This window comes from Aeromonas sp. S2(2024), assembly GCF_041402505.1.
Classification (GTDB): Bacteria; Pseudomonadota; Gammaproteobacteria; order Enterobacterales; family Aeromonadaceae; genus Aeromonas; species Aeromonas media.
This window is the reverse complement of sequence record NZ_JBGLRL010000006.1, coordinates 119,005-132,807: the sequence shown is the minus strand read 5'-3', so window position 1 is coordinate 132,807 and position 13,803 is coordinate 119,005. Positions and strand designations below refer to the sequence as shown.

Sequence of the window (13,803 nt, the reverse complement as noted above, 5' to 3'; positions counted from 1 at the left end):
TAGTGACCCCATTCAATCCAGGCTTAACGAGGAAACAAAAATGCAGGTATATCAGTGCTGTGAAGCCATTCGCATCGCCTACAACCAGATAGGCTCAGGTGAACAGGGATATGTACCCCAAGCCATCGCCGCCAGCGTACGGGCGCTCAACGCCGTGGCAAGCGACGATAGGGTGCCGGCAGACCTTCGCGAGCAGGCCGCCTACGCCGCCGCCAACCTGCTGATCAGCGATCACGAGGACGCCTGATCCCGGGTAGAAATGCGCCGCCAACCTTCCACGTTGGCGGATTTTCAGGCTAGAATGACACCCCCGCGCTTTGTTTCTTCCTGCCGAGGAGACCAAAGCCCCTCTCATTTACCCGTTCTTTTCTCTTTTATCTGATCCACTCGGAGGTGTCAGTGCAACGTTATTGGACCGAGGCGAAGCAGCTCGTTCGTCTAGCCAGCCCCATACTGGTGGCCCAGGTGGCCCAGATCGCCATGAACTTCGTCGATACCGTGATGGCGGGTCAGGTCAGCGCCGTGGATCTCGCCGCCGTGTCGGTGGCCTCCAGCTTCTGGCTGCCGATCATCTTGCTGGTGCAGGGCATCATCATGGCGCTCACCCCCATCGTTTCCCAGCTCAACGGGGCCCGCAAACGGGACGAGATCCGCCCGGCCGTGCACCAGGGCTTCTGGCTGGCGCTGATGGTGACCCCCATCGCCATGCTGGCACTCTACTTCAGTCCGCTGGCGCTGCAGTTCATGGATGTGGATCCCGTGATGGCGGAGAAGACCGCCGGTTACCTGCACGCCATCCTGTGGGGCCTGCCCGCCTTCGTGCTGTTCCAGGTGCTGCGCAACTTCAGCGAGGGGCTCTCCCATACCATGCCCACCATGGTGATCGGGTTTGTCGGGCTGGCGGTCAACATCCCCGCCAACTACATCTTCATCCACGGCCACTTTGGCATGCCGAAACTCGGCGGGGTCGGCTGCGGCGTGGCCACCGCCATCGTACTCTGGGCCATGCTGCTGGCGATGATCGCCTACGTGAAGCTCTCCCCCCACTTCAAGAAGATCAACCTGTTCGCCCAGCTGGCACGCCCCAACGGCAGCCGGATCTGGCGCCTGTTTCGCTTAGGGTTCCCCATCGCCATGGCCATCTTCTGCGAGGTAACCCTGTTCACCGTGGTGGCACTGATGCTGGCCCCCTTCGGCGCCGAAACAGTGGCAAGCCACCAGATAGCGCTGAACTTCTCCAGCCTGGTGTTCATGCTGCCGCTCTCCATTGGCGTCGGTGTGACCATCAGAGTCGGCCACAGCATAGGGGAAGGCCAGCCGGAGCAGGCCCGGGTCGCCGCCCGCACCGGTCTGATGCTCGGCATGGCGGTGGCCGCCGGTACCGCCGCCCTGACGGTGTTGCTGCGCGAGCCCATCGCAGGCATCTATACCGATGATCTCCAGGTGATCACGCTGGCCGCCACCCTGCTGTTCTTCGCCGCCATCTACCAGATCTCCGATTCGGTGCAGGTGGTGGCCGCCGCCGCCCTGCGCGGCTACAAGGACACCCAGGCCATCTTCTACATCACCATCATCGCCTACTGGGGCATGGGGCTGCCCACCGGCATGATCCTGGGGCTGACCGACTGGGTGGTGCCGCGCATGGGGCCGCAGGGTTTCTGGGTCGGCTTCATCGTCGGCCTCACCGGCGCCGCCCTGATGCTGGGGGCGCGGCTGAGGTTCATCTATGGCCGCTTCGCGAGCCCGGAGGCCTGCACCGCGCTTTCCCGGGCCCAATAAAGGGCGCCACGACGCCGCTCAATCGAGCTGCTCGCCTGCAAAATCAACAGGCTGCGCAAGAACTGGGCAAACAGTCTCCTTTGTGCATGTCCCTTGTTGACAGCCTTTGGGGGCATGGGTAGTATGCCGACCACGCAAGCAACGTCGTGTTCGCTTGCATGATGAAAAGCGGGTTTATAGCTCAGTTGGTTAGAGCACTACCTTGACATGGTAGGGGTCGTTGGTTCGAATCCAATTAAACCCACCACTTTTCGCGATGCGTCCTTAGCTCAGCTGGTTAGAGCACCACCTTGACATGGTGGGGGTCGGTGGTTCGAATCCACTAGGACGCACCATCACGACACTGTTATGCGTCCTTAGCTCAGCTGGTTAGAGCATCACCTTGACATGGTGGGGGTCGGTGGTTCGAATCCACTAGGACGCACCATAACAGTTTGAATAAATTGCAGATGTGGGTTTATAGCTCAGTTGGTTAGAGCACTACCTTGACATGGTAGGGGTCGTTGGTTCGAATCCAATTAAACCCACCACTCCCCTGCAAATGAAAAAGCCGCATCGCGCACCCTGCGTCCTTAGCTCAGCTGGTTAGAGCATCACCTTGACATGGTGGGGGTCGGTGGTTCGAATCCACTAGGACGCACCAAATTTGAAAAGCCCGCTCCTTGAGCGGGCTTTTTGCATTCTGACGTTGCCCTGTCCTCCCGGTCATCCTGACCCGGATCAGCCCCGGCTGCGGGGGCTGGCTCGCTAGAAGAGATCCAGCTGCTGGCCGCAGATACGGTCGAACGACTCGCCGATGAAGGGGAGGATGGCGTCGGCGATGGGCCTCAGCTGCTTGTCGATGTAGTGCTCGTAGTCGATGGCGCTGCGCCTGTACTCCAGCGGCTCTGGGCCGTTGAGGGTCATCAGATAGGCGATGGTGCCCCTGTGCTGATAGCGCTGGGGCAAGCCGCGGCGCAGGTTCTCTTCGTCCGCCAGGCGCGCCGCCCGCACGTGGGGCGGCACATTCTTCTGATACTCCTCGAGTTTTTGGCGCAGCCGCTTGCGGTAGATGAGCAGATCGTCGTGCAGGCCAGCACGGGTCTCATCCACCATGGTGCGCACATAGCCGCTGGGATCTTCATCGTGAAACACCAGCTCATAGAGGCGGGTCTGAAACTGCTTGGCCAGCATAGTCCAGTCGGTGCGCACAGATTCGAGCCCCTTGAACACCAGCTGCTCACTCCCCTCCTGCCCCTCGCCGCCGACCAGGCCGGCATAGCGCTTCTTGCTCCCCTTCTCCAGCCCGCGGATGGTCGGCATCAGGAAGCGGCGGTAGTGGGTCTCGTATTCGATCTCGAGATAACAGGGCAGATCGAACTCACGCCTGATCAGCGCCGTCCAGTTATCGTTGATCATGGTGGCCAGCTCGCGGCCTATCTGTTCGGCCTGCTGCGGGCTGGTCTCCCTGTTCAGGTGAACGAAGGTGGAGTCGGTGTCGCCATAGATCACCTCGAACCCCTTGGCCTCTATCCACTCCCGGGTCTGCTGCATGATGCTGTGACCGCGCAAAGTGATCGATGATGCCAGCCTAGGATCATAGAAGCGGCAGCCCCCCGATCCCAGCACGCCGTAGAAGGAGTTCATGATGATCTTGATGGCCTGGGAAAGCGCCTTGTTGCTGGCCGCCTTGGCCCTATCCCGCGCCGCCCACAGGGTGGCGATGAGATCCGGCAGGAAGTGCCGGCTGCGGGAGAACAGGGCGCCGCGAAAGCCGGGAATGGCCTGTTCGGGGTGCTGCAACCCCTCCACCAGTCCCATGGGATCGATGAAGAAGGTGCGGATGATGCTGGGATACAGGCTCTTGAAGTCGAGCACCAGCACGTGACGATAGAGGCCGGGCTTGGAGTCCATCACATAGCCGCCGGGGCTCGCCAGCCCCCCGTCGGCGGGCAGATTGGGGGCCACGTAGCCGCCGCGATGCAGCCGCGGCAGGTAGAGGTTGGTAAAGGCGGCCACAGAGCCCCCCACCCGGTCCAGTTCGAGACCAGTGAGGGAGGCGCGCTCTATGGCAAAGGGGATGAGGTGGCAGTAGTCGAAGATCTCCCACACCAGCTTGCAGTCTTCCAGGTTGTAGCGGGCCAGCGCCTCCTTGTCGGAGTGGAACAGCTCGGTGATCTTCTCCCCCCGGTTCGCCACGTCCTCGATATCCTTGCCGCGACCGAGCAACTCGCTGGCCACCGCATCCAGGCTGTAGCTGGCAAACTGCCAGGTGGCGCTTTTGAGAGTATCTATGCCATCGAGCACCATGCGCCCGGGGATGATGACGTTGCCGGTCTGGGGATCCCCCCGCGACGAGCGCCAGAAGCAGAGCTCGCGTCCTCGCCCCAGCCGCAGCCGCCGCTTGCCCAGCTCGGCGCGGCGCAGCAGCAGGCGAAAGTCAAAGTTCACCACGTTCCAGCCGATCACCAGATCCGGATCGTGCAGAGTGAACCAGCTCTCCAGCGCGCCGAGCAGGGCGCTTTCATCCGCCACCCACTCGACCTGAGTGCCCCAGCTGTCGGCATCCGCCTCCGGGTTGCCTATCATGATGACCCGCGCATCCTGCTCGCTGTAAAGGCCGACCGAGAAAAGCGCCCCGTCCATGGCACACTCCACGTCCAGGGACACCCAGGAGAGGGTCGGCGTCACCGCCTGGGGCGCGCAGCGCGCCTCGTTCACCTCCCAGTAGCCCTGCCTGCCCCCCTTTTTTACCGCCCGGCCATCGAAGCGCACGCCGGCGGTGATGAAGCGTTCCATCAGGAAGCGCTCCGGCAGCCGGATATCCGCCTCAAAGTGCTCCAGCCCGCGAATGAGCAGCAGCTCGATGGCGCGGTGAAAGGCGCTCAGGGTGGCAAAATAGCAGCCCACCACAGGGCGGCCATCGAAGGTGTGCATGGGCAGGCGGCGAAACCGCCCACTAACCCCGGCGCCCTTGAACAACTCGGCGGCTTCGGCCATGTGGCTCTGTGGCAGGAAGAAGACCGGCTCCTGCCCCGGCACCACCAGTCGCACCGGCCCCTGGGCACTCCAGAGCCACATCACGATTTCGGTCGTGGCAGCCTGCCCGTTGCGGCCACGCACGTCCCGACCGTGGCGGGTCAGGATAAAACCGTCGAGCGGCGGGGTGGCGGGAACGGGGGGCTGGGTCGCAGTCATGAAGAATAGGGGGTCGGCCTTGGGATGGGACTATTGTACGTTCATACAGTGCCCGGCCGCAATTCCCCCGCGTCATGGGGCGGCCTGGCGCCTTATGGGGGGTGGGTCTGCCATCTGCGGCCGGATTGGTGCATAGTCAGGCTATCATCCGTCCATTGCGTCCTTTCATGGCACCGGGAGCATCATGCGCATCGTCCTCCTTATTCCCCTGCTGGCCCTGGGCCTTGCAGGCTGCAGCAACACCTCCTCATCAGGCGGCGATGCGGGGGCCAGCACTGGTGGCGTCTATGGCGCCTCTTACTGGTGGTATGACGACTATTACGGCTATTGGGATGACTACTACCCCTGGTGCTGCGACAACCAGGGGGAGTTCGACGAGCTGATCAAGAAGTGGTGGAGCGGGCTCGATCCGGAGCGCCAGCAAGAGATCAGGGAGAAGTATCAGGATTGGCAGGAGAACCCTGGCCAGCCAGACGTGGCCGCCCTGCGAGGGGATCTGGCGATCCGCTGGAATGCCATGACGCCAGCGCAGCAACAGGCGCTGCGTGACAACCGGCAGAACAGACCCAGCATCAGCAACCCGGACAACTCCCCGCGCTCACCGCTGGACGACAGAGGCGGCACTCTCCCCAGAACCGAGAATGGCCTGCTAGTCCCCGGGGCGCAGCCCAAGGCCGACAACAGTTTGCTGACCCCCTCCACTCAGCCCAAGGTGGATGCCGGACCCCACCTCCCTCGCACCATGACCACGCCGGTGCGCACCCCCACCGTCAGACCGGCGATAAGACCCGGCTTCGCCCCCATGAGAAGCTTCCCGGCGATCCGCCGCCGTTAGGGCGAAAAACCATACGCCATCAACCCATTGCAAGGAGCACGACATGACGCAACAGTGGCAACGCATTTCCTCCCGCCTCACCGACGTGGGCGGCATCCCGGTGGCCCGCGCCCTCCCGGTCAAGGAGCGACGCACCATAGGGCCCTGGTGCTTTCTCGACCACATAGGGCCGACCCGCTTCGCACCCGGCGCCCCCGGGCTGGATGTGGGGCCCCATCCCCATATCGCCCTGCAGACCTTCACCTGGATGCTGGCGGGGGAGATCCTCCACCGGGACAGCCTGGGCAGCGAGCAGGTGATCCGCCCGGGCCAGGTGAATCTGATGACCGCCGGACGGGGCATAGCCCACACCGAGGAGTCCCTGGCCGGCCATCCCGACTTGCACGCCGCCCAGCTCTGGATAGCCCTGCCCGAGGCGGATCAGCACACCCCGCCCCGCTTCGATCACTACCCGAGACTCCCCCGCTGGCAGCAAGAGGGGATCGATCTCACCCTGCTCATCGGCGAGCACAGCGGCCAGCGCGCCCCCACCCTGCACTTCTCCCCCATCCTGGGGCTGGATCTGCACGCCCCACAGGGGGGAGAAATCACCCTCTCCCTGGATCCCGCCTTCGAGCACGGGCTCTTCCCCTTGCAGGGAGAAGCGACCATAGCAGGGGAAACGCTCGCCCCAGAGCAGCTCCTCTATCTGCCACCGGGCACCCGGGCGCTGAGGGTGACACTCGGCCCAGACACCCGCCTGCTGCTCATCGGCGGCGAGCCCCTGACCAAGCCGCTGCAGATCTGGTGGAACTTCGTGAGCTTCAACCCCGAGGCCATTCGCACCGCCGCCGCGGATTGGGAGAGCGGTCACCCCCGCTTCGGCGAGGTGGTGGGTTACGTTGGGCCGCGCCTAGTCGCTCCGCCCCTTGCCGGGCTCTGAGCCCGACAAGACAGACTTACCGTAACGGCACATATCGAATCGAGAGCTGCCTGCAGACCTGCCAGACGTGGAATCGATCGTTTCAACACGGCCGGTAGCGGGCGTTCTTGGTGAGCAGCAAGGATTGTTTATGGATTTATCACCCTTCTATCACGCCAGCGCAGCTGTCTCCGTCCAGATACTCTTCGGATACCGCTTTGGGCACTGGGGATATGGTGGCCTCATGGGGTGCATATGGTTTGTCGCACGAGAGCAGACACAGGCAGAATATAGATGGATAGCGCTGTTCGGGCAGGGGCGAAGGATCAACATGCCTTGGTGGGGAGGATTCGATCCCAGCGTCTGGGAACTGGGGAGTGTGCTGGATTTTCTGGTGCCGATCGCCGTGTGTACACTGGTGTTTGTGGTTGCACGCCGAACCAGCAGGCAGACTTGCGGAGCCGGCTTGTGAAGTGGCAACCATGTTCCCGGCTGATCCACCACTTAAACAAAGAGGGGCACATAGCCCCTCTCGTCATTGCAACCCCTTTGCACAACCAGCCTGATAGAGGTCGGTGCCCTGACACAGGGAAAGTAGACAGGAGGCGCGCCTCAAGTGCGCATCAGAACTCCTCTTCCTGCTCGGCCTTCAGCCTGGCACGACGGGCCATGGCCTCTTCCTGTGCACTCTCGATCTCGTGCAGCACCCCATCCACATCGATGGCCTCGGCACTCTCCTCGAACAGGCCGGTCAGCTCGGTTTCCGGGCCGAGCTTGCCATCTTCGAACAGGGACCACATCTCCCTGGCATAACGGGTCTTGAGCAGCTCGGGGGCATAGATGCCGTAGTAGTTGCGCATATTGTTGACGTCCCGCTCCAGCATTGCCCTGGCCTGGTTGTTGGCGGCGGCATTCACCACCTGGGGCAGGTCGATGATGACGGGGCCCTGCTCGTCCACCAGCACGTTGAACTCGGAGAGATCCCCGTGGATGAGGCCGGCGCAGAGCATGCGCACCACGTAGCGGATCACCTTGCCGTGATCGATGAGCGCCTGCTCGGGCGAGAGCGCCACGTCGTTGAGGCGGGGCGCGACGTTGCCGTCGGCGTCAGTGATGAGCTCCATCAAGAGCACGCCGTCCAGGCAGACATAGGGGGTGGGCACCCGCACGCCGGCGGCAGCCAGCTTGAACAGGGCATCCACCTCGGTGTTCTGCCATACCTCTTCGTGCTGCTTGCGACCGTACTTGGAGCCCTTCTCCATGGCGCGGGCATCGCGGCTGCCCCGCACCTTGCGCCCTTCCTGATAGACCACGGCCTGCTTGAAGCTGCGTTTGGAGGCCTCTTTATAGACTTTGGCGCAGCGGATCTCGTCGCCGCAGCGCACCACATAGACGTCGGCTTCTTTGCCGCTCATCAGCCGGCTGATGACATCGTCGACCAGGCCGTCATCAACCAGAGGTTGGATTCGATTTGGAATTTTCATGACCGCCCTTTTACCTTATTTGCACCTTGTTTGCACCTTGTTTGCGCCTGTTTGCACATGACGGGAGGCCAGACAGGGCCCCGCTTTGGTCCCCCACCGGCCACTTGCCGGGGGTGGCCTGGTGTGCCCCGCGCCAACCGCCTCTCCCTGGTTGTCAACACGACCCGCAAGGGAGCCCTGTGGTTCAATGCTCGGGGGGCAGCCCCTGGCGGATGCGCCGGATCCCTTCTTCGTAGAGACCATCCTCCCCTTCGTTATCCGCCTGAGTCTCGAAAATCTTGAGAAACCACATGTACTGCTCGGGGAAGCGGCCGAGCTGCTGCTCCACTGTGCGATTCATGGTGTTGACGTCCGCCTCCAGATCCAGGGTGGGATAAGGGTCGAACGGCGGCTCCACCTCGAGCCGGTAGCAGCCCTCATCCTCGTCATAGCAGGCCAGGATGGGCATGGCCCGGGCGCCGGTCAGCTTCACCAGCTTGGGCAGGGCCGGCAGGGTCGCCTTGGGGTGGCCGAAGAAGGGCACGAAGATGCTCGCCTCCCGGCCATGATCCTGATCCGGCAGATAGAAGAAGCTGTCGCCGCTGCGCAGGGCCTTGATGGCCGGCTTGATGCCGACGCTGCGCTCGTAGACACGCCCGCCTTTGCTGCGCTCGCGGTTGATATACCAGTCGAACACCGCATCCTTGGGGCTCTTCATCATGGTGCACAGGGGCACCCCCTCATCGGTCAGGTAGCGGCCGATCATGTCCACCGCCCAGGTGTGGGGCACCACGAAGATCATGGGGCGCCCGGCGGCCAGCTCGGCTTCGATATGCTCCCAGCCACGCACCTTGATCCGCCGTTTGAGGAAGGCGGGGCTGCGCCAGGTTAGCTCGCCAAAGCCCATGAAGGTCTTGAGGCCGACCCGGATGGACTTGAGCAGCAACCGCTCGCGCCCGGCCGCATCCAGCGCGGGGAAACAGATCTTGAGGTTGGTCTCGGCGATGTAGGCCTGCTTCCTGGAGAAGCGCAGCAACAGGGGGGCCAGGGCATCGGCCAGCTTGTCTCTGTAGCTGGCCGGGATCCAGGCCAGCAGGGAGAGCAGGGCAAGCGCAAGCCAACTACCCCACAGACGGGGGTGCAGCAGACGCAGATGAAAGGAGGTGTCAAACACCGGATCTTGTGCGGACATGGTCGCCATCGAATCATCAAAACAGACCGTCATTTTAGTGATCCTGACATTTTTTTCTACCCGGTATCCCCCAAGCGGGGTTTCCAAGTCACTGATCCGACTAGTTAGAAATAAAAAGTGGCCCACATGGGGCCACTTGGAAATGTGTATCAAGCTGCGGTTCAGGAATGGGGGCTGAGTCCCTTGCGGATACGACGGATCCCCTCTTCATAGAGGCCGTCTTCCCCCTCTTGATCCTCGCGAGTATCGAAGATCTTGAGGAACCACATGTACTGTCCCGGGTGGCGAGTCAGCTGCCGCTCCACGCAATCGTTCATGCGGCAGGTATCGGCCATCAGGTCATCGCTCGGGTAGTCGGCGAAGGGGGCCTCGATCTCCAGCCGGTAGCAGTGCGCCGCCTCGTCATAGCAGGCCAGCACCGGCACCGCGCGGGCACCGGTCAGCTTGACCAGCCGTGGCAGGGCCGGCAGGGTCGCCTTGGGATGCTTGAAGAAGGGGACGAACAGGCTCGCCTCGCGACCATGATCCTGATCCGGCAGGTAGAAGAAGCTCAGGCCGGATTTCACCGCCTTGATGACCGGCTTGATGCCGGCGCTGCGCTCATAGACGCGGCAGCCATTCTTGGCCCGCTCGCGGTTGATGTGCCAGTCGAACACAGGGTTGCGGGCGCTCTTCATCATGGTGCACATGGGCAGGCCCCGCTGAGAGAAGTAGTAGCCCGCCGCATCGATGGGCCAGCTGTGGGGCACCACCAGGATCACCGGACGGCCGGCGGCTTGCTCGGCCTCAATGTGTTCCCATCCGCTCACCTGGATGCGCTTCATCAGGTACTCAGGGCTGCGCACCGTGAACTCGCCGAACCCCAGCAGGCTCTTGAGGCCGACCCGGATCGAGGTCATCAGAATGGCGTCCCGCTCTGCCTCGCTCTGCTCCTTGAAGCAGATGGCGAGGTTGGTTCTGGCGATGTAGACCTGCTTCTTCGAGATCTTGAGCACCAGGGGCGCCAAGGCGTCAGCCAGCTTGTCACGCAAACGGGGCGGCACATAGGCGAGCACGCCGAGCACACCAAGGGCGAGCCAGCTCAGCCAGTAACGCGGGTGCAGCAAACGGGTCTGGAAGGCAGAATCAAACACGGGATCTTGGGAGGGCATGGGTACTATCAAACGGTGAAAGTGGGCAATTGCGGCCATCCTGACAGGTAATACCAGTGAAAACCACCTTAATATCACCTGAATGAGCGACTATTTGAGCCTTTTCACGAATTGACTGCAGGCTCCTGTCACCCTGTCGGTGACTGCCGCTCACTCCTTGAGCCAGGCCCTTATGCAGCAGACCCCGCCAGGCGGGGTCTGCTCGTTGATGAGACCGGCTGCACCTTAGCGACGCACGGGCTGATCCAGCATGCCGACCTGGCCCAGCGGCAGGAAAAACATCAGGTAACGCAGCGCCACATAGCCGACGATCAGGGTCGCCGCACCGAGTTCCAGATAGGCCAGCTGATTGATCTGCGCAACATAGTCGACCGCCTCTGGCCACTGCGACAGCAACTGACCCACCTTGAACAGGGCGGTGGCGCCGATCACCAGGGGGAAGGTGAAGGCGGCATAACCCGGAGAGAACGGCAGGCGCAGCAGCTTGATGAAGGCCAGGTAGATGATGCCTGTCATCAGCACGGCTATCCCCAGCAGCACGGCCACCAGCAGCAGGGAGGGATCCTGGCTCACGGTCAGGTAGCCGGCGAGCGACAGGCTGGCAGGAGCCGCCAGGATGGCGATGGTGGGCTTGGCAGCATCCGGCACCTCGTGGCTGAAGATGAGGCGATAGAGCATCAGCGGCAGCATCAGGCCGTAGCAGGCCATGCCGAACCAGAGCAGGCCATTGGCCAGGGCAGCGAAGGGGCCACCCGGGTAGGCGACATCGGCCACGATGATCCCCACCGGCGGCACGAACCAGCTCGGCACCATGTGGTGAATTTCAAACGCCTTGGCCCTGTGCCAGACGAAGGTGGCGAGGAACACCAGGTGAAGGATCACCGCAAACAGCCAGAGCCCCTGACCCAGGGTCGGTGCCAGCAGCCCGACCGCCTTGGAGACCACCATGGTTCCCATGGCATAGGTGGGCACCACGCTGCCCACCACGGGGTGGGCGAGATCCTGCCACAGCAGACGCGGGTGCAGCAGGAACTTGAAGGTGAGAACGAGGAGCAGCACGGCGGCGATGGCGGCCCCCAGCAGTTGCAGGCGGCCATCGAACTGACCGGCATTTTCCCAACACCAGCCGAGGCTGGCGATCCCGAGTGCCAGCCCGGCCATGGGGGTCGGGGCGGCGGCAAGGGAGCGACGGGTGCGTGCGATCATGACTGGTACCCTCTTGTGGATGACGATGTGCATAGGATAAAGAGGGTCTATCGTTTACGATATCTAAATGAATTGAACTAAGCGTTTAGGAAAATCAAACGACATGAAGCTGACCCTGCAACAACTCAAGGTGTTCGCCACCATAGCCCGCCACGGCAACCTGGGGGGCACGGCCAGCGAGCTCTGCCTCAGCAAGGGGGCCGTCTCCCAGTCGTTGCAGGAGCTGGAGCGCCAGCTCGCCACCCCGCTGTTCGATCGGGTACATCCCAGGCTCCAGCTCAACAACGAAGGGCGCCTGCTGCAACCGGCCGCCGAGGAGCTGCTGACCCGCATGCAGGAGATAGAGCAGTTGTTCAGTCCGGATGCCGAACCGAGCGGCCAGCTGCGCCTGGGGGCCAGCCAGACCATAGGCAACTATCTGCTGCCCAGTCTGCTGGCAGGCGGCGCCCAGGAGCTGGGCTCCGCCCCCAGAGTGACCATCGCCAACACCCACCTGCTGTGCCACTCCCTTGCCCACTTCGAACTGGATCTGGCTCTCATCGAGGGGGAGAACCATCACCCGGAGCTGGTGAGCGAGTTCTGGCTTGAAGACGAGATGCTGATCATAGCCCCGCCCCAGCACCCCCTGGCGGGGCAGCGGGATCTGCCCCTTTCCCTGCTCGCAGGCGAAACCTGGGTGCTGCGCGAACCCCAGTCGGGGAGCCGCGAGCAGTTCGAGCAGCAGATCCAGCCCAGGCTGCCGCGCTGGCAGGCGGGGCTCGAGCTCAACACCCTGGAGGCGGTGATGCTGGCGGTGGAGAAGGGGCTCGGCATCTCCTTTATCTCCCGCCTCGCGGTCTCCGATCGCCTGCACAGCGGCCGCCTGGTGGCGCTCACCCCGAGCCAGAGCTTCCCCCGCCAGCTCTCCCTCGTCTGGCACAAGCAGAAGTTCCACTCCGCGGCCCTGCGCCGCTTCCTGGCCTTCTGCCGCGCCCAGACCCTGCCTGCCCCCTGAGCCGCCCCGGCTCAGGAACAGCACCAAAAACCCAGAGGACGCCGTGGCGTCCTCTGGAGTGCGGGAAAAAGAGTGGCGCTATCGGCCCGCACCATGCAGCCCCGTCTCGACCCAGCCAAGCACCCGCCGCGTCAGGGCATGGGGCAGCCAGGGAGAGTCCAGCAGCCGGTGGCGGATACAGTCGGTGAAATGATCCGCCTCGTGTTGCATGCCGCCTCCCTGCACCGGCAGGTAGATGTCCTCCGGCCAGGCGGCCGGCGGCGTACCGCCCTGCCAGCGAATGTGCTGGGGGTTCCACCACTTGCCCTCGATGACCAGGGTCCACTCCTCCCCCGAGAGCCAGGCTTCTCTGTCGAGATCTTCGGCGATGGAGGCGCCTAGCTCGGCCGAGAAGGGGTCACCGAAGTTGAAGCGGGCCGCGAGGTCCACCTCCCCCGGTGCCCGTTCCAGCACCACCTCGGGGGCCTTGGTCGCGAGCCCCAGTCGCTCGCAGAGGGCGGCATAGAGCCACAGCGGGTAGACCCCCACATCCCAGGCGGCGCCGCCGTCCAGGGCAGGATCGAACAGTTTGCCGACCCGGGGCGGGGCCGAGCCAAACGCCGCGCGCAGGTTGCGGGGCGCGGGCAGCAGAGGCAGCCGCTGCAGCAGGGCACGCATGGCGGGGAAACACATCACCTTCATGGCTTCCAGCAGCAACAGGCCGCGCTCATGGGCGAGTGCCACCAGGGCGTCCCAATCCCTCAGCCGGGTCACCGCCGGTTTCTCCACCAGCACGTGCTTGCCCGCCAGCAGCATCTGCCTGATCAGGGCGGCGTGCTGTGGGTGGATCACCGCCACATAGACGGCCTCCACCTCGGGGCTCTCGGCCAGGGCCTGATAGCTGCCATAGGCAAACTCCAGCCCCTGCTCACGGGCGAACTCGTCGGCCCGCCCCTGATCCCGGGCGGCGATCGCCACCACACGCCCGCCCCTGGCGTACTGATTGACGTCGCGGCAAAAACGCCTGGCGATGGCACCCGCCCCGGCGATCCCCCAGCGCAGCAGTGGCGCGGTTCCCTGTGATTGCATCTTGTCTCCTCGTGTGGGTAATGGCCCCGGCCATCGG

At 63.5% G+C, this 13,803-nt stretch carries 11 protein-coding genes and 5 tRNA genes; 10 read left to right on the top strand and 6 right to left on the bottom strand.

The genetic code is table 11. The annotated features are described in order from the left end of the window. The first annotated feature begins 40 nt into the window (after positions 1–40). The 7 genes from ACB039_RS08650 to ACB039_RS08620 all read left to right on the top strand — a co-directional run bounded on the left by ACB039_RS08650 (position 41) and on the right by ACB039_RS08620 (position 2,422). On the top strand, positions 41–247 hold the full coding sequence (locus tag ACB039_RS08650; RefSeq protein WP_323981274.1) for a YaeP family protein: 207 nt from the start codon (positions 41–43) through the stop codon (positions 245–247). Between the two features lie 152 nt (positions 248–399). Further along, positions 400–1,779 carry an MATE family efflux transporter gene (locus ACB039_RS08645; RefSeq protein ID WP_226172710.1) on the top strand — a complete coding sequence of 460 codons (1,380 nt, stop codon included), beginning with the start codon at positions 400–402 and terminating at the stop codon, positions 1,777–1,779. Positions 1,780–1,949: 170 nt separating this feature from the next. Further along, positions 1,950–2,026 (top strand) — tRNA-Val (locus ACB039_RS08640). 11 nt (positions 2,027–2,037) lie between these two features. Next, a tRNA-Val gene (locus tag ACB039_RS08635) sits at positions 2,038–2,114 on the top strand. A 15-nt stretch (positions 2,115–2,129) separates the two neighbouring features. Next, positions 2,130–2,206 (top strand) — tRNA-Val (locus ACB039_RS08630). Positions 2,207–2,232: 26 nt separating this feature from the next. Continuing rightward, positions 2,233–2,309: transfer RNA gene (locus ACB039_RS08625), tRNA-Val, on the top strand. Between the two features lie 36 nt (positions 2,310–2,345). Then, a tRNA-Val gene (locus ACB039_RS08620) sits at positions 2,346–2,422 on the top strand. A gap of 104 nt (positions 2,423–2,526) precedes the next feature. Here the strand turns inward: ACB039_RS08620 and ACB039_RS08615 are convergent. Beyond that, entirely contained in the window at positions 2,527–4,956 is a 2,430-nt protein-coding gene (locus tag ACB039_RS08615; RefSeq protein ID WP_371165505.1) for a DNA polymerase II, read from the bottom strand. A gap of 184 nt (positions 4,957–5,140) precedes the next feature. Between ACB039_RS08615 and ACB039_RS08610 the strand changes: the two genes are divergently transcribed. Beyond that, positions 5,141–5,791: a hypothetical protein gene (locus ACB039_RS08610; protein ID WP_371165504.1), complete on the top strand. Its 651-nt coding sequence runs from the start codon at positions 5,141–5,143 to the stop codon at positions 5,789–5,791. 43 nt (positions 5,792–5,834) lie between these two features. After that, positions 5,835–6,713: a pirin family protein gene (locus ACB039_RS08605; protein WP_371165503.1), complete on the top strand. Its 879-nt coding sequence runs from the start codon at positions 5,835–5,837 to the stop codon at positions 6,711–6,713. A 602-nt stretch (positions 6,714–7,315) separates the two neighbouring features. Here the strand turns inward: ACB039_RS08605 and ACB039_RS08600 are convergent. From ACB039_RS08600 to ACB039_RS08585, 4 genes are all read right to left on the bottom strand, one after another. After that, the gene (locus ACB039_RS08600) at positions 7,316–8,176 is read right to left on the bottom strand and encodes a PA4780 family RIO1-like protein kinase (RefSeq protein ID WP_371165502.1); all 861 of its coding nucleotides are present in this window, start codon (positions 8,174–8,176) and stop codon (positions 7,316–7,318) included. A gap of 184 nt (positions 8,177–8,360) precedes the next feature. Beyond that, complete coding sequence (locus ACB039_RS08595) at positions 8,361–9,356, bottom strand: lauroyl-Kdo(2)-lipid IV(A) myristoyltransferase (RefSeq protein ID WP_371165534.1); 996 nt, start codon at positions 9,354–9,356, stop codon at positions 8,361–8,363. Positions 9,357–9,508: 152 nt separating this feature from the next. Next, the gene (lpxM, locus tag ACB039_RS08590) at positions 9,509–10,498 is read right to left on the bottom strand and encodes a lauroyl-Kdo(2)-lipid IV(A) myristoyltransferase (RefSeq protein ID WP_268434556.1); all 990 of its coding nucleotides are present in this window, start codon (positions 10,496–10,498) and stop codon (positions 9,509–9,511) included. A 225-nt stretch (positions 10,499–10,723) separates the two neighbouring features. After that, a complete protein-coding gene (locus ACB039_RS08585; protein WP_270823513.1) occupies positions 10,724–11,704 on the bottom strand; it encodes a TDT family transporter in 981 nt (326 codons plus the stop codon). A 103-nt stretch (positions 11,705–11,807) separates the two neighbouring features. Here ACB039_RS08585 and ACB039_RS08580 point away from each other — a divergent pair, with 103 nt between their 5' ends. After that, a complete protein-coding gene (locus tag ACB039_RS08580) occupies positions 11,808–12,698 on the top strand; it encodes a LysR substrate-binding domain-containing protein (RefSeq protein WP_371165501.1) in 891 nt (296 codons plus the stop codon). 78 nt (positions 12,699–12,776) lie between these two features. Here the strand turns inward: ACB039_RS08580 and ACB039_RS08575 are convergent, their stop codons facing one another. Then, positions 12,777–13,766, bottom strand: a complete 990-nt coding sequence (locus ACB039_RS08575) for a Gfo/Idh/MocA family protein (RefSeq protein WP_270823512.1) — start codon at positions 13,764–13,766, stop codon at positions 12,777–12,779. Positions 13,767–13,803 lie beyond the last annotated feature (37 nt).